The following is a 25,310-nucleotide window of genomic DNA, read 5'->3' as shown; positions in this document are numbered from 1 at the left end:
ATACACCATCCCATATAATGATTAAAGGGAAACGGTTTGACATCTTAATTTTTATTTGGTGCCTACATGCACCGCTACAATGCCGCCGGTCAGTTCATGGTATACGGCATCCCGCAGTCCGACCTGGGTAAAAATATCCCTGACCACAGACTGGTGGGGAAACATTTTCAAAGAATTGGGCAACCAGCGGTAAGGCCCGTCTTTGCCCACACCTAATTTGCCCAACAGAGGAACCAGTTGGTCAAAATATAAATAATACAGTTGTTTAAAGACGGGCGCACTGGGCTTAGCCAGCTCCAATGACACCACCCGGCCGCCGGGTCTTACCACCCGCCTCATTTCTGCAATACAACCCGCCACATCGGGAACATTTCTTAAAGCAAAGCCAATGGTGGCACAATCGAAAGTATTATCTGCAAAGGGCAGGCTCATGGCGTTGCCCTGAACCAGCTCAATATTATTTTTGTAAGGCGTTTTTTCAATATTGCGTACAGCCTGCGCCAACATGCTTTCACAAAAGTCCAAGCCGATCACCCGGCCGGTCTTTCCTGCAACCCTCGCCAGTTCGATGGACAACATGCCTGTACCACAGGCTACATCCAGTGCCACCCCCCCGGGCTGCAAACCGGTTTGCGACACCGCAAACCGCCGCCAATATTTATCCCGGTTAAAACTGAGGGTTGTATTCATTAAATCATAGCGGTGTGCGATGGCGGAAAATACCCCGTGCACAAACTCCTCTTTGCTTTTCCCGTTGTACTGCTGCACCGGCTGTCCCGCTCCCTTCTTATACAACCTTGCGAATGTCCTCCGTTAAAGACAAAGACCGCACCAGATATTCCAACATGGCTTTTTCCGGTCGATTGGGCAGTTGTTCCAATGCTGCCAAGGCTCTTTCAATATATTGTAAACCCAGGACGGACAGCATATTTTTTTGCCCCAGGCCGTAAACCATACCTAAATTTATACCATACTGGTACAGGTACTCCCGGTCGGTGTCCGGCGCCCCTGCCAGATGCCCGGCCAAGCGGGCCGCCCCCGCCATTAACTCGGCAGTTTCTAAGCGAACTATTTCCTGAACTAACTGGTGATTTTCTTCCAATGCATGAAGATGCCGCCGGCGCAAGATACCTCCCTCATGGATCAGGCCAATCATTTCCGCCAGGGGGCGCAGGTAGGGCAAAAGACCCGCTTGGCAGAGGGTGGTAAAAAACTTGCCGTACAGGTAATCGCCCACCAAAACCGGAAACTGGGTGCCGTCTCTGGGGTCCGGCCGATGGGATGGCACAACTGTTTCCGGAATGTTTTTATGAATCTGGGAAGCCATAAAAATAAACTGCACAATTGCGCCAAGGGAGATTACCTTGGCAGACCTGCAGTTATATAAGTTAGCAGCACTTAATACCAATGCTGGGCGTATAAAATTGTCTAAGGGGGAAAACTCCAAATGGGCATAGTCCCCCACATGCCCGGCTTTAATGAATAGATGTTGCGAAATATTATTGTGAATAATTTGAATATCTTCCCGGATGCTTGCGAAGACGTCGCCTGACATCAAAAAGCCCCCTTTTGGCGGTTAACTTATTAATACTTCGTTAAGCATAAGAAATTTCCTCCCTTTCCGTCCTGGAAAAAAGCCGCAAAAAAACTAACGAGCCTCGCTCCATCTTGCCGATGAGCCAGGCTCGTCAGTTCCCACTACTCTTGGTACTAATAAATATCCCTCCTATGAGTTTACGGCCACCAAACGCGGCGCCATTCCAGGCAGGATTCCTCTCTTAGTCTCCTGAGCAGCCATATCCTTAGCACCAAATTCTCTGGTTAAGAAATTGCATGCATCCCACGGATTTACGGTATCACCGCAGGTGAATACATCGACCGCAGCATAGCCTAATTCGGGCCATGTATGAATGGCAAGGTGGCTTTCGCTGATAACAACAACACCGCTAACACCCTGTGGACTAAACTTATGGAATACTACTTCACGGACCTCAGCCCCAGTTTCCAGAGCTGCGTTAACCATAATTTCCTCAACCTTCTTCACATCGTTGAGGATGTCAAATTCACAGCCATAGATTTCTGCCAAGACATGGCGGCCCAAAGGTTTCATTATAGTTATCCTCCTCCTTTAATTAATAAAATGTTGGTAATGACAGACCCGCCAAGACGGGCCGGCCATTCCAACCAAAATCCATTTTAACATAAACTTTTCCCATGTCAATAAAATTTTACGCAAATTTTGCCTCTAAATGCCGAATTTATTTATTTGCAACTTGATTCACTTGTTTGTTTAATTTAACTAAATATTCTGCTTTAAAACACAGGTTTTTCTCGCCCGGACATCATAATCTGCCGCCTTATATCCTTATATATTAGTAGTCCGGTTATTTTATAGTATGTCTATGATCGGCCGTTTGTTCTGTCAGCACCAGATAAACCAACGGCGGTGCCCCGAAAATCATGGTTGTGGCAGCAGCCACCACGCCGGAATCATTAACCAGAAAAGCTACAATGGCACCGGCTACCACACCAATAAAGCCTTTAAAAAGATAAGGATATTTTACCCGGATGTTCTCCATGACACCCCTGGGACGGTAAAACAGCAAAGCCAACACCCCTAAGCTGGCCAACAGCACTCTGCTCCATACGGTGTAGCGCAGCAGTTTCATATTCATGGCCCACTTGCGTTGGATAATATCAATAGCTTGGGCAGGCCCTGACTGCAGGATCAAAGATGCGGTGGTTCCCATATGGGAACGCATATCCGGCGGCCTGGTAAGATCAAAAGCAATAAACCCGCTCACTGCCAGCACCACCGCCAGACCTACCAGCAACAGGGTGCGCAGCCGGAAACGTACTCCTGCCAACAACAGAAAAGTAACCAGCAGGGCCGATGAGGCAGCAATGGTTCCTCCCACATTGGTGCCAATATTGGGGGCAGCCATGGCATAAATTGTTACCAGAAACAGCAACCCGCCGGCGGCAATCAAGGGCCGGCGCCATTTTGACCAGTATTGGATGGCTGCGGTGGTGCCAATAATCACAGAACCGATCAGCACACCCATATATTCGTTGCCAATACCGTAAAACCGCGCCCCTACAATGGGATCGTAACCCAGCAGAGACTGCTTTTGCAAGAACGAACCGTTTAGCAAATCCATTAAAATGGCAGCGGCGCTGGTGATGCAAATAAAAATAAACGGATCCAGGCCGGTTTTTTTATTTACCAGGATGGCTGAGGCGGCAATCAGCAGGGTGGTTAAGATAAGCATCAGGGCCATCACGGCCACCGATTGTCGAGGCAGCAGCGGCATTAACAGTTCTGCCAGAGGCACAGCCATGACCACCAGCAAAAAGGGTTTTATCAACTCTGCTATATGGCGTTTAAAGAAAATACCGTACAATGCTGTAAACAGCACAAACAACTGTACCAAAACATAGGCTGACTGCAGCGGCGGCCTGGCCTGGTATGTGGTCACCAGCTGCCGGTTCAGGTCAATTAAATAGTCCAATCCATTTTCCTTCAATTGCAAGCCGGAAGCCAGCAGCGGCCTGCCCGACATGCCCACTGCCGGCGGCAGACCCAAATACTTCAAAACGGTAGGAGCGATGTCAGTATTCATAATAATGCCGTCCCGTTTGGTGGTGCCTGAGGTTAACAAACTGCCCGCCGGCAAACCGGGCCCGACGGCGATAACGGGGGTGAGATTTTTATTTTCCTTGACGGCTTCAGCCGTGGGCGTAGGGGTAATAACCAGCAAAACCTCTCTGGTGAAATCCATTTGCCCGGCTAATTTGCCCACAAACCGATCAATGCCGGCCAGCACTTCTGCTCTTTGTCTGCCATAAGCAAAATCCGTGGCTTTGTCCTTTTCTTCGTAAAGCCGGGTGCTGTCACCGGTTTCGATCACTATCAGGGAAGCCCCTTTGTTCCGGTATTCATTAAATTTTTTAAGCACCTCGGCAAAATTAGTACGGTAGAACCCCAGGCCGGTAGGATATGGCAGCAAAATAGTTTCATCAACGCAACCCATATCAGTTAACCCTTGGCTGTCCATAGAAATGGCAGTGGCCAACCGCCGGGTAACCCCCGGGGTATCGGCATTGCCAAGCACCGCCGTTTTAAGGCCTGCCGTATGCAAAGCCTGCCCCAAAGCGCCTGGTACAGCAGGATAAGGCAGGTTATTATTGGTACGCATCAGCTTACCCACAGCCAGCTGGACAACCGCCTGGGGCGGCGCCTGCCAGCCCGTACGCCGAAAATATTCATTGGCTGCCGTAGTATCTGCTACATGTTCAGAGGCATTAAAACCGTTATTTGCTTCTCCCACACCGATTAAGTGGGCTCCCCCGCCAATCGTCGCATAGGTATGTTCTGAATAAATACCGGCACCGGTATTATTGTTTAATAACCCTACCGAGCCGCCGGTAGCCAGGGACTTTATTTCAGGCAAGTAATTATCGGCAAAATCATCCACGGTTAATTTATCAATAATCACCATAACAACCCGCTCTGCCCGGGCGGTGTCCGCCGCTCCGGCGGCCTGCACCAGGCACACCAGGCTGAGTATAAGAAAAGTTAAAAAACCGGCAGCTCTGTGCCAGAGTGAACCAGCCAACTACATATCCCTCCAAGTCTGTCAGCAAATCAAATGAGCTTCTTATCTGCTAATAACTCATAATATAAGGTCATGGTTTTTTCTACCATGTTTTGCACGGTAAACTTTTCTTGCACGTATTTCTGTCCGTTATTGCCCAGCCTCTGCAAGCGATCCCTTTCTCCAATCAGTTCTGCCAGAGCCACTGCCAGCGCTTCCGGATCCTTCGGCGCCACCAGCAGTCCGGTTTTCCCTTCCACAATGGCTTCCGGTACCCCGCCAACCCGGGTTGCAACCACCGGCTTGCCGGCAGCCATGGCTTCCAAAATTGTTAAGGGTAGGCCCTCGGTAACCGAAGGCAGTACAAAAATGTCCAGTAACGCCATGATTTCTGCAATATCATCCCGCTGCCCGGCAAAAATAACCCTTCCCTGTAATCCCAGCTCGCAAGCCTCCTGTTTTAACTCATCGGCCAGGGGGCCGTCACCTACCACCAGAAAATTCACTTGATAATCTTTTAACAGAGAGGCTGCTTTCAAAAAATAGCTGACGCCCTTTTGGGGTGCCAGACGGGCAACGGTACCCACCAGTTGCCCCAATTCCGGAATATTGAGCCGGCGCCGCACCGTTTTTACATCCACCTTGGTATTAAACCGGTCAGTCTCAATGCCGTTATAAATGGTGGTTATTTGTTTGGCAGGCAGGCCCTCCATTTCCATTAGCTCCTGTTTTAAGGCATCCGAAACGGTAATAATTTTATCGGTAAACCTGGCCAGCAACCGCTCCACCCGCGCAAATAATTTTTTCTTCCAGGCCGGCCATGCCTCATAAAAAATACTGTTATGAGCCGTAAAAACAATTACCGGCGTACCGGCCAACAGAGCCGCCAAACGACCCACCAGTGCTCCTTTGGAACTATGGGCATGTAGAACGGTGGTGCCGGATTGATGCAAATATTTAACTAAACTGCGAACCGCTGCATAATCCCTGGTTGGTGAAAGTTCTCCCACCAGCGGGATGGGTATGGTTTTAATTCCCCGGGCAACCAGCTCGTCCCATAAGACGGTATTGGGCGGGCAGGCCACTGTCATATCAAACCTTTTTTTATCTGCGTATTTTACCAGATTGATCAGGTGGTTTTTCATACCCCCTGCAGCGGGTCTTACCACATGCAATATTTTTATTTTAGACAACCGGTTTCACCCCTGCAAATGTATATCTTCCCCCGAAATAAGCAAGTGTATGCATCCCAGTTTATTCGCCATAACTTGTTCTTTCACCTGCCCCCCAAAAAGAAAAAGCGGTGAAACACCGCCCCATACTTACAAAGGTTGAATAACTATGACGAGGGGGTTTTATGTTCCCCTGCCAGCCACAGCACTTGATCAGCGGCGGGCCGTTTGAGGCAACCGGTGGCGACCGTAGCGAATTAACGTGCTGTCGGTGTGCAGACCGGCACAAAAGGGGATCATAAAACACCGTTAAAATTTATCGTAGCTTGTCAGCAGTCAGACGGCCGCCACCAGGGCGGCCGGACGGTTGTTAGCTGATTTTAATGGCTTCCGTGGGGCAGCCATCGGCTGCTTCTCTGGCTTGATCTTCCTGTCCCTCCGGTACCTCATCCACAATGGCGTGGGCCTTTTCCTCATCATTCCAATCAAAAACCTCGGGACATACATCAATGCAGGCACCACAGCTGATACATAGATCTTGATCTACCACTGCTTTCATGGTTACACCTCCGTTTAATTTAACAGCCTTATTTTTCCTGCCAATATCGCAAATTATGCCCTCGATCGATATTTTTTATTACCGTCCGGGGAATTATGGCAGTATTTTACCTGGCCGGTAAAAAGATTAAGAGAACGCTTATTATTGTATGCCGGGTGATGGTTTTTTTCTTCAACAATAATTAACTCCTTATGCACAGTCAGCTTTATTTGGGCCTTGCGTCTGGTCAGGGCCGCCGAAAGGCCATCAATTAATTTTACCATCCTTAACATGGGCAGCAAATACCTGGGAAAGGAAGCTGGCAGCTCATCCTCGGCATGATGGTGGTAACGGATCAGCGTGCACATATCCGGCGGCTTTTGGTAGATGTGTTGGGCAATTTCAGCACTCCGCCCGGCATGAAGCTTGCTGTCTTCAAACACTTCCGCTGCAATTACCCGCTGGCCCACAGCAAGATCCGGCTGGGATTTGCCAATATCGTGAAAAATTAAGGTCTGTACCAGCAAATCTTTATCAATACCTAATATGCTCATGGCACCTTCCCGATGCAAATCTCCCGCAATCTTTAAGGCATTAACCACATGTCGGTAGCCACCGTCCTGAATAATTTCGGTTATGGTAATCTCTCCTTGATCCGGGTTATAAGTATCTACATATTCTGGCGTATTTTTTAATTTGTATTCCACTTTGGAATTAGGCAGTGTCAAGGCAAAGGCAGCATCCAACTCCTGCCCCATTTTAATAATTTCTTCTTCTAATTTTTTTCGTTTGGTAATATCGGTAAAAGTTATCAGGTAATATTTTAGGTTATTCAACATGACGGGATGATAGTTGGTCAGGTAACATCGCTTGGTTAAATCCGAATACCTTTCTACCCCGATTTTTTCTACATTGTGAGCCATAACTTCAAACATGGGAGAGGTTTTTCGGTATTCCTCCGCAGAAACGCTGAAGAAGGTGCTGAAAATTTCTGTAAAATGCTTGTCCAAAAGGTGCTGTGTATCCCTTTCCAGCATATGACCCACTGTTTTGTTTAAATAACATATTTTACCCTGTTCATCCAGTAATATTACACCAATGTCCATGGCATTAAAGAGAAGATCTAGGGGAAAGCTGTTCAGTTCCGGTTGAAGCGCCTTCTTTATATCACAAAGCGTTCCCTGGGCACACAATCTACCCACCCCCTAGTTTTCAGAATATTATTTTTTATTATACAATAACTTTTGCCAAGGTGCAGACATTGTAAGAAAATAGTTATCTTTAGCAGAAAACTTTCATAAATTCAAGGTGCATGACACATCTCTGAGGTTGACAAACCCCTGGTGACGGTTAATTAAATTCGTCCTGCGCCCTAATAGCGTTCCCTGCCGGTATCTGTTCTTTTTTCTTCATCCAACCCCACGGCAGCAAACAGTTCCTTAAATTTTAAAAAATCTTCCACACTCATAACTTCCGAATTTGAATAAAATATACGTCCGGCATTGTTTACGGCTCCCCAGGTCACTTTGACAATATCTTTATCTAAGCCCCGGGTGGTTTGGGTTTTAATAAACAGTTTTACCGTCATATGTATTCCCCCGTAGCATGATCCTTTAATAGAATATGGCTGGTTAAATTATAACAAAGTTTTTTCTTTGTTACCGGAAAAATGTTAAACCTGGCAAATTAAGTTGTTTGCTGTTTCCTGTCTTAAATTAAAAAGAAGAACGGCAAAACCGCTCTTCTTTAAGAGTGTTACTTGTGGCAATCGCTGGAGATGCTGCCGCAGTCTTCAGTGAGGCTGCTGCAGGCATCCGGACATTCTTCGGTACAGCTGGATGTCATTTTCTCCAGTTCTTCCCGAGCCCTGACCGTCCGTTTTTCTTTTGCCATTAATGTAACACCTCCCGTACATATTGTGTACATTCCCGGCCTGATCACTCCCGGAAACATCATCCAAAAACAAACCCCGGCTGTTTGCGGCATGCTATGAACCATATTCATGAGCAGGAAAGTTTAATTCTTGCATAAAAAATTCTTGATAACCTTGCCGGGCCGCCAGTTCCAGGTGTTTAAAACGTTGACTTAAACTTACCGCTTTTTCCCGGGCCGCATAAGAAAGCAGCATTTGACATGCCCCTGCGCCGGCCGCATTGCCTACTTGGCGAATCCGGCCCGGCTCCGGCTCACCCAGCAGGCCAATCCTTAACGCATTGGACGGGTTTAAATAATTGCCAAACCCACCGGCCAGCCACATAACGTCCAGTTGGCGGGGAGTCAGACCGGCTTCCGCCAACACCGCCTTAATGCCTGCCGCCACCGCAGCCTTGGCCAGCTGAACCTGTCGAATGTCGCGCTGGTCCAGAAAAACATTGTCAGCCAGCAAAAACCGCTTGTTTTGTCCGGCCGGCTGCAGTTTTTGTTTAATTTTAAAAGAAACCACCGGCGGCACCTCTTTAACTTCCACCAGACGGCCGCTTCTATCAAGCAGGCGCAAGCGCAGCATTTCTGCCACCGCATCCACCAAGCCGGAACCGCATAAGCCTATTGGCTTAGTATCCCCGATCACTTGCAGGCGAACGTCATAATCCATGGTGACCTGGCAGACGGCCCCCCTGGTGGCCGGCATGCCGCACTGAATATTACCACCTTCAAAGGCCGGTCCCGCCGGCACGGAGGCAGCCAGCAGCAACGGGCCGTTCTGCAAAAGGATCTCTCCGTTAGTGCCAATATCTACCACCATGCCGGTCTCATTAGACGGTCGGTCGAAACCCTGAGCCAGGGCGGCCGCCAGAGCATCCGAACCAACAAAGCCGCCGATCAGAGGCGGCAAATAACACACCGCCTCAGCCGCAGCTGTTAAACCCAGGTCACCGGCATGGCAATACCAGGGGCCGCCGGCTGCCGGCTGAAACGGTGCCACCGCCAACCCCCGAACCGGCAGATTCAGTAATAAATGAATCATGGCCGTGTTGCCGACTATAACTATTTCTTTAATATCCCCGCACTGCACTTGCGCCAGCCGGCTGCAGTTTAAGATCAACTGATCCAGGCTGTGGCTTAAAGCTTGCCGCAGCTGCCGGTATGCCGCTTCGCCCTGCAGGGCGTGGGCCAGGCGGGAAAGTACATCCGCCCCGTATGTCAGCTGACCGTTCACCCCGGCGGCTGTTGCCAACCGTAGCCCGCCGGTCAGGTCGTATAAATATCCCACCATGGTGGTGGTACCCAAGTCAACCGCCAAACCAAGCAGCCGTCCCCGGGTGGCGGCTCCCTCCAGCTTCAGGCCAGCCCGGTGCTTAAGCACACCGTCTTTCCAATAAACAGCCGGCGCCAATTCCTCCCGGGGAGCCTGTGCCTGTTCTAAAATAATTAAAGGGTCAGCGGGCAATTCTATTTGTACGGACCGGGTAATTGTTGTTTGGCAGGCGGGTACATATTGGGGAGTTTGTTGGTCCGGGCCGGGAGTCATTTTAACCAGACATTTGCCGCAACGCCCGCTGCCCCCGCAGGGTGCCGGCAGGTTTACCCCGGCCAGCCGGGCAGCTTCCAGAACGGTTAAGCCGGGCGTTACTTCCAGGCTGCACGAGCCAGGTACAAAGGTAACAATTATTTTGGGGGACGCCAAGCAATCAACTCCGTTTTTTTTTATAAGCCGACCAGGCCTTTCGCTACGCTTACGGCTTCCACCGCATCCACCGCATAGCCGTCGGCGCCAATCTCCCGGGCATACTGGGCGGTAACCGCCGCTCCTCCCACCATCACTTTAAAGTTTAAACCTTGCTCCTTAACCCGCTTTATTAAATCTGCCATGTGAACCATGGTAGTAGTCATCAAAGCGCTCAGCCCGATGATTTGGGCCTGGTGCTGTTTAGCAGCCGCAATAATATCTTCATTATCTACGTTCTTGCCCAAATCAATAACTTCAAAGCCATGGTTAGCCAGCATCACAGATACAATATTTTTACCGATATCATGGATGTCTCCCTTGACGGTGGCCAGTATCACTGTGCCGACCCTTTTCGACGGGCCCTTGGCCAGTTCAGGCCGCAGCCGGGCAAAACTTTTGGTCATGGTTTCGCCGGCCATCATTAATTGCGGCAAGAAATACTGCCCGGCGCCATACCGGCGTCCCACTTCTTCAATACCTGGAATTAATGCTTTATCCAACATTTCCATGGGACTTAGTCCCTCTGCCAGGGCATTTTCAATATATGCTACAATATTATCTTTATCACCGGACAGCACTGCCTGGTATAAAACCTCCAGCGGAGTAGCGGCAGCTTGTACCGCCGGCTGCGGGGTTACCTGAATACCGGCCGCCTCTTGTGCATGGGCAATGTAACCGGCTGCCTGGGGGTCCCGTCCGGTGAGCACCGCAGCAGCCCGCAGGGTTTCCATCATCCGCTGTTCCTGGGGATTTAATATGGCTGCATCCAGACCCGCTGCCAGCGCCATGGCAAAAAATGCCGCATTGATCAGCCCGCGGTTGGGCAAGCCAAAGGACACATTGCTTACTCCCAGACTGGTGGTAAGGCCAAGCTCTTTTTTTACCAGACTAATGGCCTTGAGAGTTTCCGGTACCCCTGCGGGCTGGGCACTGACTGTCAGCACCAAACAATCTATCATTAAATCGCTTCTGGGTATTCCCATAGCCTCAACCCGCTCCACCAGCCGCCGGGCTACCGCCAGACGTTCCTCGGCGGTGGCGGGAATACCCCCTTCGTCCAGGGTAAGGCCAATAAGGGCCGCCCCGTATCGTTTAGCCAGGGGCAAAATGGTTTGCAGGCTTTTTTCTTCTCCGTTAATCGAGTTTATAATGGCCTTACCATGATATATTTTGAGAGCCTTTTCAATAACCGCCGGATCAGTGCTGTCAATACACAAGGGAGCATCCACCAGCACCTGAACCGCCTGGACAGCCCGTTCCATAGCGGCCACCTGGTCTACCCCCCCGACCCCCACGTTGACATCCAGTATGGCAGCGCCCGCGGCCACCTGGGCCAGGGCATCCCGGCGGGTAATTTCGGTCTTGCCCTCTCTTATTTCTGCCTGCAGAGCCTTTTTGCCGGTGGGGTTAAGGCGTTCCCCTACGGCCACCGGCATAGCCTGCGGGTGAACAGTTACGGTCTTAACCCGGCTGGCCACCCGCAAACCAAAATCCCTGTTGCGCTCCTTGAGGGGCAACCCCTTAACGCTTTGCTGAATGGCTTTAATGTGTTCCGGGGTAGTACCGCAGCACCCCCCCAGCAGGGAGGCGCCAAAAGCCACAAACCGGGCTGCAAACTCAGCCATCGTAGCCGGCGTTTCCCGGAAAACCGTGCGGCCTTCCACCATTTCCGGCATGCCGGCATTGGGTGAAACTAACACCGGCAGGTTAGTGCTTTGGGTAAGCTGCTGCACTACCGGCACCAGTTCCCGGGGACCCACCGAACAATTGACGCCAATGGCCGCTACTCCAAGCCTCTCCACCACTACCGCCGCTGTTTCCGGGTCAGTACCCGTAAAGGTACGGCCGGTTTCGTCGAAGGTAAAACTGGCCACCACCGGCACCGGACCGGCATCTGCCGCAGCAATCAGGGCCGCCCGCATCTCGCCTATATCACCGAAGGTTTCAAAAAGAATTAAATCCACCCCTGCCTCTACCAGGGCCCGGCACTGTTCATAAAACTGCTCATAGGCCTCATCAAAAGTCATGGTGCCCAGAGGCTGCAAGAATTTGCCCAGGGGGCCCACCGAACCCGCCACCATCGCTCCGTAAGGCCGGGCAGCTTCCTTGGCTAAACTTACCGCGGCCAAGTTGATCTCCCGCACCAGGTGGTCCAGGCCGTAATCTGCCAGTTTCAACCTGATGGCACCAAATGTATTGGTGGTGATAATATCGGCACCGGCAGCCAAATATAATTTATGAACCTCTTGCACCGAGGCCGGACGGCTAAGATTCCATTCCTCCGGACACCACCCGGCCGGCAACCCCAGTTGCTGCAGCAGGGTACCCATTGCGCCGTCAACCACCAAGATTTCTCTTTTAATTCTTTCCCTAAAAGACAAGTTCGCTCTCTCCTTCTGCATTGGCTTGCCGCATGCGACAATTTGTCATCTGACAGGACTGACATTTTACCTGTTTTTGAGTTGGCCGGGGGCACCACCCCACCATAAAACAAAGGGACTTTGCCGGCTGCATTTGATAATATTCATTGCAGGCAACAGCAATTTGTTCTGCCCCTGACATTTGCAAAAACAAGGGCAGGCAATCCATTGGCAGGCCCCGGTAGCCCGGACCAAGCCGGGGGGCAGGAAATAAACCCTTACTTCTTTGCCGGCCGGCCAACAGTCTGACCACTCGCCGGGCAGCTTCCTCCACGGCGGCCGTTCCTACAGCATCCAACAGAACGGCATCCGCCGCCAGGCCCTGGCTAAACAAGCCGGTCACTTCTTTCTCGATAGTTTCTCCCACCGTTACAGTTACCACGCTGGCCGTGCTACAATTTTCAAGATAAGAGCCTGGCCAGGGCAGGTTAAATGAAGCTTCCCGGCGATACAGGGTGGCACCGTCCGGCGCCAGCTGCATGTGAGCGGCTACCGCAGCCGGCTGCATTAAGCATTTGCCCAGGTTAATCATCTCCTGCACCCGGGCCAGCCAGCGCGGCTCAACAGGTTGTTTGTTCCCCACTCCCAGGCAGGCCGCCACCTGCTGCGGTTGTAGGTCTAAAGGTATGTGAGGCAACAGCATAATAACCTCCGGCAAGGAAAACAAAAACGCCCAATAAGGGCGTAAGGTGTTAAAAATAACTCCATGGCGCACCTTATCTCTCAGGAACTAATCCTGCAGGAGTTGGCACCGCCGCCAGAAATAGGCCGGTTGCCGGGCTTCATTGGGCCAGTCCCTCCACCACTCTTGATAAGACTTTTAATATTTTTTATTTAATGGTAATTTACATGAAAGTATTTCTTTCGTCAAGAGTTTCCTTGCAGCAAGCAGCCGCTGACTCACCTGCCACATAGCCGGTGCTGAAAGCCACCTGCATATTATAGCCGCCCGTATGGGCATCCACGTCCAATACCTCGCCGGCCAAAAACAAACCTTTAATAAGACGGGAACCCATGGTTCGCGGGTCAATTTCTTTAATATTGATGCCGCCGCCTGTTACGGTTGCCTCGGCCAGGGGGCGGGTGCCGGTAATCTGCAGCGGCAACTTTTTCACTAAGGCCAGAAGCCTTTGGCAGGCGCCTTTGTCAACCTGTCCCCAGGTGGCGTCCGGGCTGATATCGGCCAGCTTGACCAGTACCCTGGCCAAACGTTCCGGCAGCCAGTCGGCCAGCAGATTTTTTAAAGAGCGCCGGTCGCCTTCTTGCACCCTTTGCAGCAGGCGCTTGGCCAGCAGATCCGGAGATTGGTCAGGTAAAATATCCATTTCCCCTTTGAGCATCACACCCGGCTGCCGCTGCTGCGCCAGTGCTACGGCCCGCCCCAGCCGCAAGGCGGCGGGACCGGACAAACCCCAGTGGGTAAAAATAACATCTCCCTGTTCGGCAGCCATTACTTTTCCCCCACTATTGTATAAGACTATCTTCACACCGGACAAACTAACGCCCTGTACCTGTCGTTCGGTAATCCAGGCGTCGTTGCAGGTAACAGCCACCGCAGCCGGAAACAGTTCGGTAATGTTGTGTCCCCACCGGCGGGCCATGGCATATCCTTCACCGGTACTGCCGGTATGCGGGTAAGACATGCCGCCGGTGGCCAGCACCACCGCTCCCGCCCGAAAGGTGTGAGAGCCCGCTTGTACGCCCAGGCAACGCCGGTCTTTGACTAACAGACCGTCCACTTGGCTTTTGTACCGCACGGTTACCCCCTGCTGCCGTAAATACTGCTCCAAGGCCTGCACCACCTGACCGGCCCGGTCACTGACCGGAAACACCCGGCCCTGGTCTTCCACCTTGGTGGGAACACCCAACTTTAGCAAAAAATGCCGCAAATCCTGGGGGTAAACCGGTGTAAAGCACTGTAAACAAATTTCCCGTTACCCGGAATATTGGCTATGACGGTCTGGATATCCGTGTCATTGGTTAGGTTGCAGCGGCCGCCGCCGGTAATTAACATTTTCTCGTATAACTTCGTATAATGTATGCTATACGAAGTTATTACGATAAGACTATCTTCACACCGGACAAACTAACGCCCTGTACCTGTCGTTCGGTAATCCAGGCGTCGTTGCAGGTAACAGCCACCGCAGCCGGAAACAGTTCGGTAATGTTGTGTCCCCACCGGCGGGCCATGGCATATCCTTCACCGGTACTGCCGGTATGCGGGTAAGACATGCCGCCGGTGGCCAGCACCACCGCTCCCGCCCGAAAGGTGTGAGAGCCCGCTTGTACGCCCAGGCAACGCCGGTCTTTGACTAACAGACCGTCCACTTGGCTTTTGTACCGCACGGTTACCCCCTGCTGCCGTAAATACTGCTCCAAGGCCTGCACCACCTGACCGGCCCGGTCACTGACCGGAAACACCCGGCCCTGGTCTTCCACCTTGGTGGGAACACCCAACTTTAGCAAAAAATGCCGCAAATCCTGGGGGGTAAACCGGTGTAAAGCACTGTAAACAAATTTCCCGTTACCCGGAATATTGGCTATGACGGTCTGGATATCCGTGTCATTGGTTAGGTTGCAGCGGCCGCCGCCGGTAATTAACATTTTCTTCCCTAAGCAATCATTTTTTTCCAGCAAGCACACCTGCACTCCCAGGGCGGCGGCCCTGGCGGCAGCCATCATGCCGGCAGGCCCGCCGCCAATTACAATAACGCCGTTCTCTTGCATTACGCTGTACAACTCCTATGCAGCTATAAAAAACAACCCCGGGCAGCCGGGGAAACACTGATTCGTGCCGGCAGACCGGGCAACCTTAGACATTAAATCTAAAGTTAATAATATCCCCGTCCTGCACTATATATTCTTTACCTTCCAGGCGCAGCAAACCCTTCTCGCGGGCTTTGGCCAGGGAACCCGCCGCTGCCAAATCGTCAAAGGCCACCACCTCGGCCCGGATAAAACCGCGCTCAATATCTGAGTGGATTTTGCCGGCTGCTCTTTTGGCATCCGTATGGCGCTTAATAGTCCAGGCCCTTACTTCGTCCTCCCCGGCTGTTAGAAAAGAAATTAAACCCAAGTAATCGTATACCGCTTTGGCCAGGCGCTCAATACCCGTTTCCGCAAGACCCAGGTCCTCCATAAACATGGCCCGATCCTCGGCCGGCAGCTGGCTGATTTCCATTTCCAGGCGGCCGCAAATTTCCAGCACAGGCATTCCCTTATCGGCGGCATACTTGGTTACTTCTTCCTTACCGGGATAACTGCCCTGCCGAAATTGTTCTTCATCAATATTTATTACCAGCATCATCGGCTTTTCGGTTAAAAAGGCGTAGTTTCTCAGGGTGTGTTTTTCTTCTTCGGTAAGCCCCAGGCTGCTGATGGGTAGTTCATCCTCCAGAGCCGCCAGGCATTTTTTTAACACTTCCAGCTCAAAGGCATTTTCTTTAGTAATCTTTTTGCCCGACTGTATTCTTTGAATTCTTTTTTCCACTAAATCCATATCCGCCAGCAAAATTTCCACGGCAATAGTTTCAATATCCCGCAGGGGATTAATTTCATCTTCCACATGGGGTACATCCGGATTGGCAAAAGCTCTTACCACATGCACCAGCAAATCGGCATGGCGGATAGCACTTAAAAACTGGTTGCCCACTCCCTTGCCTTCGCTGGCCCCCCGCACCAGACCGGGCACTTCACTGAACTGAATTTGGGCATAGGTAGTCTTGCGGGGCTTATACATATCCGCTAAAAATTCTATCCTCTTATCAGGCACCCGGGCGGCTGCCGTAACGGTTTCGGTTTTGCCGCTGAGAAAATTTGAAGTTTCCAGGTTGGAGTTGGTTAATAAATTAAAAATGGTTGTTTTTCCTACCATGGGTAGGCCAATAATACCGGTGGTCAGGTTGGTTGACACGTTTCTATCACCTCTGCTATTTCATTACGACAGGATTTTATCACATTCGGCGCGGCTTTACCACTCTGCATTAAAATAACCCGCATCACCGGGCCGGTGATACGGGTTATTTTAAAAGCCTTAGTAGTTTTCGCAAAGGATTTCATAGTGGGCCTGCGGGTGGGCACAGGCCGGGCAAACCTTGGGTGCCTCTTGCCCCTTATGCACATAGCCGCAATTCCGGCACTTCCATTTTACTGCCTCATCACGTTTAAAGACTTTGCCTTCTTCGATATTCTTTAACAGGGCCAGGAAGCGTTTTTCGTGTTCCTCCTCCACTTCGCCGATTTCCCGGAAAACATCCGCAATTTCCGGAAAACCTTCTTCCCTGGCCACCTGCTCAAATTCTTTGTACATACTGGTATATTCATAGTTTTCCCCGGCAGCAGCCTCTTTAAGGTGGGTTTTGGTATCTGTAATACCATTAAGGAATTTAAACAGTCTTTTGGCATGTTCTTTTTCGTTATCCGCAGTTTCTAAAAAGATAGCGGCGATTTGTTCATAACCTTCCTTTTTGGCCACACCGGCCCAGTAAGTGTATTTGTTCCGCGCTTGGCTTTCACCTGCAAAGGCTGCCTTAAGATTTGCTTCGGTTTTGGTTCCTTTTAAATTCATAATATGCCTCCTTCTTATACGTTTGTTGTGAATAACCGGTTATTTCTGCAACCAGGTGTTTTTTCCCTTTATGTTCATGGTGATTTAAGAATTTGTTCATTATTATGTCATAAGTTTCTATGTTTAACAGGCAGCCCACGGATACACGCCTTACATATCTTCCTTGTCCTTAAATACCTTCTTAAACCAGATGCTATGGCGGTGTTTGGCGTAGTTCAGGTCAATCTTACCGGTAAACATACCCGGCAGCAGCGCCCGGTTTTCCTTAAACAGAAAGGCAGCCAGGTGCCCCACGATACCTGCCACCAGCAGTATGCTGGCCAGCGTATGGAAATTATTTGTCCACACGATCAAGGCCGCGGGCATATCCACCCGGGGTAAATTCTTTAGCATCTTTACTATCCCTGTAATAATAATCACCAGCAAGTTGCCGCCGATAAAAGCATAGGCCAATCTTTGCTCGGCCAGGTATTTATCGCTGGGGGGCTCCGGTTTTTTAAGAAGCATGGCTTTAATTATCTCATAGGAAGCTTTAACATCGCCACGCCGGGGCATGATATCGTACTCTCGGCGCAGAACATGGTAAACAATATGATACGCAACGGCCAACATAAGAACAGCCGCTGCCAGGTAATGAATTACCAGGGTTATTGAATAATCTGCCGTCCAGCCAAGGCCGGGCAGATCAGCAATTTTATAACGCTTATACATGGGCATTTGGCCAAAACCGGTGACAATTAACAAAAAGGTGGACAGCGCTACGGTCCAGTGCACAAACAAGACCGGAAAACCATGTCTTTTTATTTTTTTCCCCATTATTATTCACCGCCCCTCATCTTTTGGTAGGCCGTAAAGCCCGCCAGGAAAGCTCCTGCCACCGGAGCTGCCAGGGCACTGAGCAGTAAACCGTTGGCTGTATCCAAGAAATTACCGACCTTTACCGGCATTAAAGGATAGCCGGTAGCGGAGGGAGCAAATTTGCGGCTTTTTTCCTCTTGTAAGGCCTGATGAATTTTCTCAAAGGGTACCGGCGCCACATAAAATGTTGAAGTACCCCCGTTTTCGGCATCCCCATACAGGTAGCCGTTAATTTCCTTAGCTCTTTTTCGGGCAAGCTCTTTCATTTCTTTTTTCAAACCGAAATAAATGGCACCTTGCGGGCAGGCTTCCACACAGGCCGGTTTTTGGCCAACCTTAATCCGGTCGTAACAAAGGTCGCATTTATACATCACCCCGGCCCCCAGGTAGCGGGGAGCCATTTTCATGTACAAGCCTACCCCGGCCTGCCGGGCCGGTATACCCCAGGGACAAACATCCCGGCATTTGGCGCCGCCCAGACACAAATCCTTGTTGATTAAGGTAACTCCCTCTGCGGTTTTATACTGGGCTCCAAAGGGGCACAGGTTGGCACAGGGGGGATTTTCACAGTGCATACAGCGTCGCGGGATTGATACTGTTATTTCTTTACCCGCATGAACCACCTTTACTTTTTGCACAAAAAGCCAATTGTAGGGGGTCAGCCGATCCGTTAAATGTTTTTTATCCTGCCAGTCTTCTTTTTTATTTTTGTTGGGCCAGTAATAAGGAATCTCCTGTGAGGGTACCGGGTTGGGGTATTTGGCCTGATTTTCAGCCCGGCAGGCGGCGACACAGGCAGGGATGCTTTGCCCCGCGCAGCCGTTGCATTGGGATAAATCGATAAACGTTCCCACCGATCCTTCGACACCTTTAGCAGCGGCTGCTGCAGGCTTATGAAAACCATACAGGACAGCGCTTCCCGCCACTCCGCCGGCAACGGAGCGCTTAATAAATTCACGCCTTGACAAACCGGCCATGCAGATCATCTCCCTTCTATACCCATACGGGTATATGTATTTAAAACAAACATAGCACAGCTCTGTTTGTCAGTCAATAGCTATTGTTATGACTTATTGACATTGCAAAAAAGAGCTTATAAACTTATACCATGTAGGGGTATACTGTGTTAGGGGGCGAGGGCGTTGCCAAAGAATATTGATCCCGAGATACAACAGGACTTGCTGACCCGCTTAAAAAAAATCGAGGGGCAGGTGCGGGGAATTCAAAAAATGATTGGTGAAAACCGCAGTTGCAGTGATATAGTAACACAACTGGCTGCTGTTAAGGCAGCTGTCAATCGTGTTGGCTTCTCTGTACTGGCCTGCTACCTGGCCGGCTCCTTGAAGGATAATCTGGAGCAGGGCAAAGAAATTACCGAATCTATGGATGATTTTATGAAGATTTTTAAAAAATTTTCATAAAAGCTGCACGGCCGGCACCCACCGGAGTTGGGCGCCGGCCGAACCATGACAGCCAACGGAGAAATCAAAGTGTTGTCGGGGCAAAAGACGAAGCTGGCAGGATGGCAAACCACCCCGGTTAGTTAGCCAGGGATACTGATTCGCACTTTAGATTTTCCTGCCACTGTGCGCCTTTAGCAAATAACCCAAACCAAAAACAAGACAAAAAACTACCGCGCAACCTAATATTCCTGCCAAACCGGCGGACAGGTAGGGGTTGTTGATGAAGGGTAAATTATAGTCACTTAAGATTGAACTATGATCTTGGGCCTGTGTAATAAACCCCAAATCTTCAGCCACTCGTTCAAGCCCGTCCGGGCTTGCTGCAGAAAACCCGGACAGCACTCCGGCAACAAAAACTATTAACAGCAACTGCACTAATACATGCTTATTTTTCGGCATATCTTTTCACCTGGGGGAGATTAAGGTTTTTACCGGTTTGCCCAAGAAAGCACCTGGCGCAGGCCAGGGTTATAATAGCTTCCCCTGCCCCGATCAGGCTATGCCAACCCAGCATTGCCGGAAGCACCTCCGTGAAAGCGGAAGTTCCCGCTATAGCCAGTTCCATAGCTGCCGCACCGGCTGCCGCAACAACGGATAACCAGGCCCCTAAAACCATGGCCAGCCGCCGCTTGCCAGTTTTTTCAAATGTCCTTTGGTAAACAGCATGGCTCACCGCAGTGGCAATAACAGCCATATTAAGTATGTTGGCGCCCAGTGCTAAGGTGCCGCCGTCATGGAAAAACAAACTCTGCACACCTATTATTGAAGCCATTAACAAACCTGCCGCCCAGGGGCCGCAAACCACAACGGCAAGCATGGCACCGATTAAGTGTCCGCTGGTGTGATGGCCGATGGCATAATTGACCGTTTGTGCCGCAAAGATAAAGGCTGCCACCATGCCTAAAGTTAACGGGGAATGCCGGCTGATTTCTTGGCGCAACCGCTGCCAACCATAAGCAAGTACTCCTGCGCTGACAGCCGTTGTGGTGGCAGCAGTTACCGGATCTAAAAAACCATTGGGTATATGCACCTTACTTCTCCCCTTTTTCAATTGCATTTTAGTAGTATAATTTGATTTTTCAGTTTAAACAGTTAACTTTTAAAATGCAACTCCCAATATTTCTTATATTTTTTATTTTTAAACATGTTGCAAGCAAATTAATGCTTATTTAAGTTAATTATTGGTTTTTTATGTTATAATTTTTATCCCTCCCAGTAATGGTAAAGGTTTGGCCTCTCCTTTATAGGCGTTGACAATCCCCAGAATCGCCAGGACAATAATCACCAGGTTGCCAAGCGGCAGAATCACAAACCAACCGATAAGAGGAATGAAAGAACCGAGAACATTTACAATCATAGCTGCCAAAAAAAGCACTAATCCCTGGTTAGCATGGTACATAGCAAATTTTGATTCCCGGGCGGCCAGCAAAGGGATAAAAAACAGAATATAGGCCAAGATGGCCACCGTCTTGTTCTTGTCGATATCTTCCGGACTGTACCGCATGTTGCTACCCGGCATTTCCATTGGTCATCCGCTCCTTTTCTTAATCTTTATTTAAAATAGCCTTATTTTAAACTTATTCCGGCACCGCATACTTCATTCCCCGCTGCCTATGATGCCGCCCCATTCCACCACAGCGTAAGGGCTGTGAACCACTTTTTCCGGCCAGGCGATAGGCCTGCAGGGTTGCCCCCGATCCTTCTCGATTAAAAACCACAGCCTGCTGATGCTGATTGGCTCCGGTTCTACAACGACAGGCATAATTTTATCCAGTATAGCCGTGCCCTGTGGGTAAAAAACGTAGTCTTGCCGGCTTGAAAGCTTTTTCTCCCAATATTCCACAAAATCGGCAGTTTCTCTGGCATTAAAGCCGTATCGCTCCATCAGGCTGCACAGGTCATGCCTCAGGTTATTCCCCCTGATTTTATACCCTGCTTCTCTCTGGAATCCCCGATCCGGCACCCGGGCTTCATAAAACAGATAATCATTGCATCCGTTGAGTGACCCGCCAAATACTTCTGCCTGCCAGCCCTGTTCCCGGTCGTACGTCGGAGAAGAAGCTGTAATATAGCTGCTGGGCTCCAAACGCACCCGGACAGCCAGATCCATGTCAGAATAAATATAGATGTTAGGTTTGTAAACATCCAGAAAACTGCGGGCCGCATCGCCCAGGTTTTTTTTCAGCCAAGAAAATATTTTATCAATATTTTTTAGGTTATCAACAGCCATCTTGCCCAGGGTTACGGTAATGGTTACGGCCGCCAACACCGGCAGGGTGGCTGTTCCCGTGGCCAGAGTATAAATTATGACACCCGTCTGCGCTGCGTTAAGAACAACCTCTGACCAGCCCGCTACCTTACCCACCATTGTGTGTTCTCCGGCAAGCATGCCGATGGTGCCTGACAATGTATCGTAAATACCCTTGCCCAGGTTATAGACAGGCCCGCCGGCCAGCTTGCAGCCGCCGTCAAAAATATCGTCCGCTACCTTTCCTGTCATACCGTCCAACCCGAATACGTCGGATACAACTCCGGCCTGCACCTGGGCGGGATAAAGGGCAGGATAAAGACAGCCTGCCGCTGTCAGCGTCAGGATCAAAATTATGGCAAGTGCCTTTGACCTTGTACCGCTTATGGACCATCTCCACATTTTGTCAACCTTCCTTTAACCCTAAACCTATTAACACAAATATTGGTATTCAGCAGTTTTTGCTCAATTGCTGCTGTCAGCCGTCCGGCTGCAGTAATAGCCTGCTTCCTGCCGCAACTTGAGGATTTCTTGCCGCCAAGCGGCCTCAGGTTTAAGTTCCAGCGCTTTCTCCAGTTCGGCCAACGTTTTCCGGTAGTCCATAACCAGCAGGTGCGCTCTGGCCAGCTGCACATGAACCAGGGGCAGCTGCGGCTCTATTTCTGCCAACTGGCCGCAATAGTACCGGGCAGCTTTATAATCTTTCAGCTTGAGAGCGCATTCTGCTGCATACAACCAACCTTCCACCAGGCCAGGGTCCTGCTGCAAAGCCTTCTGCAAGTTGGTCAGGGCTTCTTTGTATTCCCCCTGCTGGTAATAAGCCAAAGCATAATTAAACAATTCGTAAGCATTAAACAATCTGTATTCTTTAACTTCTCCCAGCACACCCGCCGCTTTTTCCGGCTGTCCCTGCCGCAAGTAAACAGATGAAAGGTTAAGCCTGAGCTGCGCAACATCCGGATGCCGAGTCAAAAGCTCCTGGAGCAGCTGCTCCGCACGGTTCAGGTCGTTGGCAGCCAGCAGGGAAACACTTTTCTTTATCGCCCTGTCCAGGTATTGCGGGTCAAAAGCAGCGCCTAAGACAGGCGCCAGCAAAACTGTGACTACCGGCAGGACAATCAGCCCCAAGTCATAAACCAAACTTTTTCTTCCTTTTTGTGGGCCAAACTTTTGCCGGATATAAGGACAGCCTAAAACAGCCGCCGTGGCCCCGACCGCCAGGCAAACCCCGGCCCAGGTTTCCCAGCCGGATAAAAGGCTATGCAATAAAACGCCGATTGCCACCGTTATACTTGCAATGACCATTTTACTCCTGTCCTTTCTGCTTGATTCTTTCAATCTCAGCCAGCGCATGATTGTACATGCTGAAAGGTTCATACAATGGATTGTCCCGGCGGGGGTTGAGAGCGATTACTTTGCGGAAAGCGCGCTCGGCCTTGGCCGGTTCGCCGGTGTGCTTATAAACCATACCCAGGCAGAAATACCCTTCCACCACATCCGGCCGACGCTCCAGAAATTGCAAGAAATTTTTTTCAGCCAAGCGATAGCAGTCTTGCTTAAGGTAGCCGGCCATTTCATTGTAATTGACGCCCAGCAAATAGTAGGGATAAGCAAGGTGGGAATTCAATGCCAGCAACCGGGCAAAATAACTGTTAGACTGTTCATAATTTTCAGCCTGTCTGGCTTCCAGGCCCAGAACATAATAATAGACAAGGACCGGTTCCTGCTTTTTCTTCACCTCTGCGATCAACTCTTGGCCTTTCACCGTCCCCCAGGCAGCTAATTCCTGGTACTCCAGCAAAAAACGGTAAAGGTATTCGTCAATTTTTCTTATTTCATCAGGAGCAGCGCCCCCTCGCTCCGCCTCACGGCAGAGGCTGGCCAAAGCAGCCAGAGCCCCCGGATAATCCTGCATTTGCTGGGCGGCTACAGCCTGAAGATAAAGCAGGGAAACATCCTGCACCCCCAGAGCTTTGATGACAGCCAAAGCCCTGGCCGGCTTTTGGTTTTCCAAAAGGGTATAAGCATAATCGCCGGCAATTTCCGCATTCTCCGGGTATTTGGCATGCATGGCCGCCATCAGTTGCTCAGCTTCTCCAGGGTGGCCGGATTTGACATACATGTATGAGGTGAACAAAGCCGCTTTGATCTCTTCTTCTTTCTCCCATGACTTGGCGGTAAAATATTTTCGGGCATATTCATACATATAGTCCGGGTAAGGTATCCGTTCCGCCAGCAGCGCCGCCTGGTAATAGCTTTCCGGCCCGGGGTTTTGCTCTGCGTACTCCAGCAATTCCGGCAAAACCGCACTTTCGTCCTCATACTCCGCCCTGTTCAAAAGCACATAAAGTTCTCTTACCTTAAGCAAGTTCTCAAGTTTGGATATTTCCTGCCGCAAACCGGCCAGCCTTTTCTCGCCGGCACCTGCCAGTCCGACAAACCTGTCGCTGAATATGCCCCGAGCAATGGCCAAACTAAGCGCCTCCCGGGCCTTTTCCTTGTCTCCCGCTGCCCAATAGCCGCCGATAGTCCAGAGTCTTGCTTCGGGGACATGCGCCGTTTTTTCTCCAGCACTCTTAGCTGCTGCAGTGGCAAACAAATTATTAATCTCCGGATCGGTTTCGGCCTGAGGAACGGCCAGTTTAAGCAGCATTCCCCGGAAATAGGGGACATAAGGCGAATCGGGACAAATCTCCTCTGCTCCGGTCAAAAAATCCCGGGCTTTTTCAATTTTACCGTTCTCCCGTATTTCCTCGATCCCCGTTAAGTACGCCTGAAAAGCCAAAAGATCCGCTTGGGCTTTGCGATATTCTGCAGAAGCCTCCCCGTCACGGCCCAGATTCCTAAAGCTATCCGCTCGGATTATCCTGGCTTCGATGTTTTTTACCACCTGCCCCGGAGCATCCAAATAAGGCAAAACGTTAAAGACGGTCAACACCGCAGTTAAAACGGCTGCTCCGGCCGGGAACCACAAAGCTCCGGCTGCCTGCTCCCCGATTTTTTCTCTAAGTTTATCCCCGTCTTTGGCCAGCATGAGCTGAGTGCTCCCCAATAAAAATAAAGCAAGGGCCGTCTTCCCTCCGGCCAAAAACATCTCCAGAACATAGCGGGAAAAAAAACCGTAAGGAAGAAGCTCCTTGAGAAACACTTCAATTAACTGCAAAACCTTGAGCAACACAGCTCCAACCATAAGATTGGCCAGAACCAACAGCAAAAAGACAGGCAACCTTCGCAGGCAAACCGCAACCAGAGCGGCTGCCACCCGTCCTGTGCCACGGGCCGCAACCCCGTACAACAAAAAGGCGCAGGCAGACATTCCGGCAAACATGGCAAACACAGCCATAACCAGCAATAACCCGGCAAACGTCAAGGCTGCTGCCCAATTGCTTATATCTCCCCGTCCAATCATCTCAGCCAGATAACAGGTCCAGGCCCGCATGGCCAACGGTACTGCCGCAACAACAACAGCAAGAGTCAGCGTTGCTGCCAGAAGGGGCGGGAAGGAAGCGCGGACACTCTTAAAGCCGGCAAACGCTTTGCCGGAAAAAACAGCAGCAGCCAGCAGGCCCAGCAAGAAAGACGTAACGGTAAAAAGAACTTGCAGCCCCAACGGAACAGGCCTTTTCATCAGATAAAGAGCCAAGCTGCTGAAAAGCCAGCTGCTATTCAGGAGAAAAAAAGCCAACCAAAGCCAGCTCCAGTATCGGGCTGCGTATTTTGTTTCGGATTCCTTAAGCAGATTTAAATATTCTACCATGCAGAAACAACCTCTCTGTCTG

Annotated in this window: 25 protein-coding genes and 1 riboswitch; of the genes, 1 reads left to right on the top strand and 24 read right to left on the bottom strand. The window is 50.5% G+C overall.

Annotation, left to right across the window (positions count from 1 at the left end; genetic code table 11):
* Window positions 1–51 precede the first annotated feature (51 nt).
* From DESHY_RS00580 to DESHY_RS00495, 18 genes are all read right to left on the bottom strand, one after another.
* Window positions 52–768 (bottom strand): demethylmenaquinone methyltransferase, encoded by a 717-nt coding sequence (locus tag DESHY_RS00580; protein ID WP_048817774.1) that lies wholly within the window; start codon window positions 766–768, stop codon window positions 52–54.
* Between the two features lie 19 nt (window positions 769–787).
* Complete coding sequence (locus DESHY_RS00575) at window positions 788–1,555, bottom strand: polyprenyl synthetase family protein (RefSeq protein ID WP_008409619.1); 768 nt, start codon at window positions 1,553–1,555, stop codon at window positions 788–790.
* Window positions 1,556–1,726: 171 nt separating this feature from the next.
* Window positions 1,727–2,110 (bottom strand): adenosylmethionine decarboxylase, encoded by a 384-nt coding sequence (gene speD / locus DESHY_RS00570; RefSeq protein WP_008409617.1) that lies wholly within the window; start codon window positions 2,108–2,110, stop codon window positions 1,727–1,729.
* Between the two features lie 274 nt (window positions 2,111–2,384).
* A complete protein-coding gene (locus DESHY_RS00565) occupies window positions 2,385–4,619 on the bottom strand; it encodes a hypothetical protein (protein ID WP_008409615.1) in 2,235 nt (744 codons plus the stop codon).
* Window positions 4,620–4,648: 29 nt separating this feature from the next.
* Window positions 4,649–5,791 carry a glycosyltransferase family 4 protein gene (locus DESHY_RS00560; protein WP_008409613.1) on the bottom strand — a complete coding sequence of 381 codons (1,143 nt, stop codon included), beginning with the start codon at window positions 5,789–5,791 and terminating at the stop codon, window positions 4,649–4,651.
* Between the two features lie 349 nt (window positions 5,792–6,140).
* On the bottom strand, window positions 6,141–6,329 hold the full coding sequence (locus DESHY_RS00555; RefSeq protein ID WP_008409611.1) for a ferredoxin: 189 nt from the start codon (window positions 6,327–6,329) through the stop codon (window positions 6,141–6,143).
* A 53-nt stretch (window positions 6,330–6,382) separates the two neighbouring features.
* A complete protein-coding gene (locus tag DESHY_RS13300) occupies window positions 6,383–7,501 on the bottom strand; it encodes an HD domain-containing protein (RefSeq protein WP_008409610.1) in 1,119 nt (372 codons plus the stop codon).
* 179 nt (window positions 7,502–7,680) lie between these two features.
* Window positions 7,681–7,896 carry a hypothetical protein gene (locus DESHY_RS00545; protein ID WP_008409609.1) on the bottom strand — a complete coding sequence of 72 codons (216 nt, stop codon included), beginning with the start codon at window positions 7,894–7,896 and terminating at the stop codon, window positions 7,681–7,683.
* Window positions 7,897–8,063: 167 nt separating this feature from the next.
* Window positions 8,064–8,201: a hypothetical protein gene (locus tag DESHY_RS14165; RefSeq protein ID WP_162829788.1), complete on the bottom strand. Its 138-nt coding sequence runs from the start codon at window positions 8,199–8,201 to the stop codon at window positions 8,064–8,066.
* 94 nt (window positions 8,202–8,295) lie between these two features.
* Window positions 8,296–9,933 (bottom strand): ASKHA domain-containing protein, encoded by a 1,638-nt coding sequence (locus DESHY_RS00535; RefSeq protein ID WP_008409608.1) that lies wholly within the window; start codon window positions 9,931–9,933, stop codon window positions 8,296–8,298.
* A 20-nt stretch (window positions 9,934–9,953) separates the two neighbouring features.
* On the bottom strand, window positions 9,954–12,356 hold the full coding sequence (locus DESHY_RS00530) for a homocysteine S-methyltransferase family protein (RefSeq protein WP_082210437.1): 2,403 nt from the start codon (window positions 12,354–12,356) through the stop codon (window positions 9,954–9,956).
* Window positions 12,346–13,038 carry a Vitamin B12 dependent methionine synthase,activation region gene (locus tag DESHY_RS00525; RefSeq protein WP_008409606.1) on the bottom strand — a complete coding sequence of 231 codons (693 nt, stop codon included), beginning with the start codon at window positions 13,036–13,038 and terminating at the stop codon, window positions 12,346–12,348. Before DESHY_RS00525 ends, DESHY_RS00530 begins: the two co-directional genes overlap by 11 nt.
* Window positions 13,039–13,108: 70 nt before the next feature.
* Window positions 13,109–13,213: riboswitch (SAM riboswitch) on the bottom strand.
* A gap of 27 nt (window positions 13,214–13,240) precedes the next feature.
* Window positions 13,241–14,272: a BaiN/RdsA family NAD(P)/FAD-dependent oxidoreductase gene (locus tag DESHY_RS00520; RefSeq protein WP_052307675.1), complete on the bottom strand. Its 1,032-nt coding sequence runs from the start codon at window positions 14,270–14,272 to the stop codon at window positions 13,241–13,243.
* A gap of 178 nt (window positions 14,273–14,450) precedes the next feature.
* Window positions 14,451–15,122, bottom strand: coding sequence for an aminoacetone oxidase family FAD-binding enzyme (locus tag DESHY_RS00515; protein ID WP_008409605.1), 672 nt, complete (start codon window positions 15,120–15,122; stop codon window positions 14,451–14,453).
* An 85-nt stretch (window positions 15,123–15,207) separates the two neighbouring features.
* On the bottom strand, window positions 15,208–16,308 hold the full coding sequence (ychF, locus tag DESHY_RS00510; RefSeq protein WP_008409604.1) for a redox-regulated ATPase YchF: 1,101 nt from the start codon (window positions 16,306–16,308) through the stop codon (window positions 15,208–15,210).
* Window positions 16,309–16,428: 120 nt separating this feature from the next.
* On the bottom strand, window positions 16,429–16,962 hold the full coding sequence (gene rbr, locus DESHY_RS00505) for a rubrerythrin (protein WP_008409603.1): 534 nt from the start codon (window positions 16,960–16,962) through the stop codon (window positions 16,429–16,431).
* Between the two features lie 150 nt (window positions 16,963–17,112).
* On the bottom strand, window positions 17,113–17,778 hold the full coding sequence (locus tag DESHY_RS00500; RefSeq protein WP_008409600.1) for a formate dehydrogenase subunit gamma: 666 nt from the start codon (window positions 17,776–17,778) through the stop codon (window positions 17,113–17,115).
* Between the two features lie 2 nt (window positions 17,779–17,780).
* Window positions 17,781–18,797: a 4Fe-4S dicluster domain-containing protein gene (locus DESHY_RS00495; RefSeq protein WP_008409599.1), complete on the bottom strand. Its 1,017-nt coding sequence runs from the start codon at window positions 18,795–18,797 to the stop codon at window positions 17,781–17,783.
* Window positions 18,798–18,962: 165 nt separating this feature from the next.
* Between DESHY_RS00495 and DESHY_RS00490 the strand changes: the two genes are divergently transcribed.
* A complete protein-coding gene (locus DESHY_RS00490) occupies window positions 18,963–19,241 on the top strand; it encodes a metal-sensitive transcriptional regulator (protein WP_008409597.1) in 279 nt (92 codons plus the stop codon).
* A gap of 147 nt (window positions 19,242–19,388) precedes the next feature.
* On the opposite strand, the gene DESHY_RS00485 is transcribed toward DESHY_RS00490, so the two are convergent.
* The 6 genes from DESHY_RS00485 to DESHY_RS00460 all read right to left on the bottom strand — a co-directional run bounded on the left by DESHY_RS00485 (window position 19,389) and on the right by DESHY_RS00460 (window position 25,288).
* Window positions 19,389–19,682, bottom strand: a complete 294-nt coding sequence (locus DESHY_RS00485; RefSeq protein ID WP_008409596.1) for a PDGLE domain-containing protein — start codon at window positions 19,680–19,682, stop codon at window positions 19,389–19,391.
* Complete coding sequence (locus DESHY_RS00480; protein ID WP_008409595.1) at window positions 19,669–20,313, bottom strand: energy-coupling factor ABC transporter permease; 645 nt, start codon at window positions 20,311–20,313, stop codon at window positions 19,669–19,671. Before DESHY_RS00480 ends, DESHY_RS00485 begins: the two co-directional genes overlap by 14 nt.
* Before the next feature lie 159 nt (window positions 20,314–20,472).
* Window positions 20,473–20,808, bottom strand: a complete 336-nt coding sequence (locus tag DESHY_RS00475; RefSeq protein WP_008409594.1) for a DUF4870 domain-containing protein — start codon at window positions 20,806–20,808, stop codon at window positions 20,473–20,475.
* Window positions 20,809–20,880: 72 nt separating this feature from the next.
* Complete coding sequence (locus tag DESHY_RS00470; protein ID WP_008409593.1) at window positions 20,881–21,933, bottom strand: hypothetical protein; 1,053 nt, start codon at window positions 21,931–21,933, stop codon at window positions 20,881–20,883.
* A gap of 63 nt (window positions 21,934–21,996) precedes the next feature.
* Window positions 21,997–22,836, bottom strand: a complete 840-nt coding sequence (locus DESHY_RS00465) for a tetratricopeptide repeat protein (protein WP_008409592.1) — start codon at window positions 22,834–22,836, stop codon at window positions 21,997–21,999.
* 1 nt (window position 22,837) lies between these two features.
* The gene (locus DESHY_RS00460; protein WP_008409591.1) at window positions 22,838–25,288 is read right to left on the bottom strand and encodes a tetratricopeptide repeat protein; all 2,451 of its coding nucleotides are present in this window, start codon (window positions 25,286–25,288) and stop codon (window positions 22,838–22,840) included.
* Window positions 25,289–25,310 lie beyond the last annotated feature (22 nt).

This window comes from Desulforamulus hydrothermalis Lam5 = DSM 18033, from assembly GCF_000315365.1.
Classification (GTDB): Bacteria; Bacillota; Desulfotomaculia; order Desulfotomaculales; family Desulfotomaculaceae; genus Desulfotomaculum; species Desulfotomaculum hydrothermale.
This window is presented reverse-complemented; position numbering and strand designations above follow the sequence as displayed.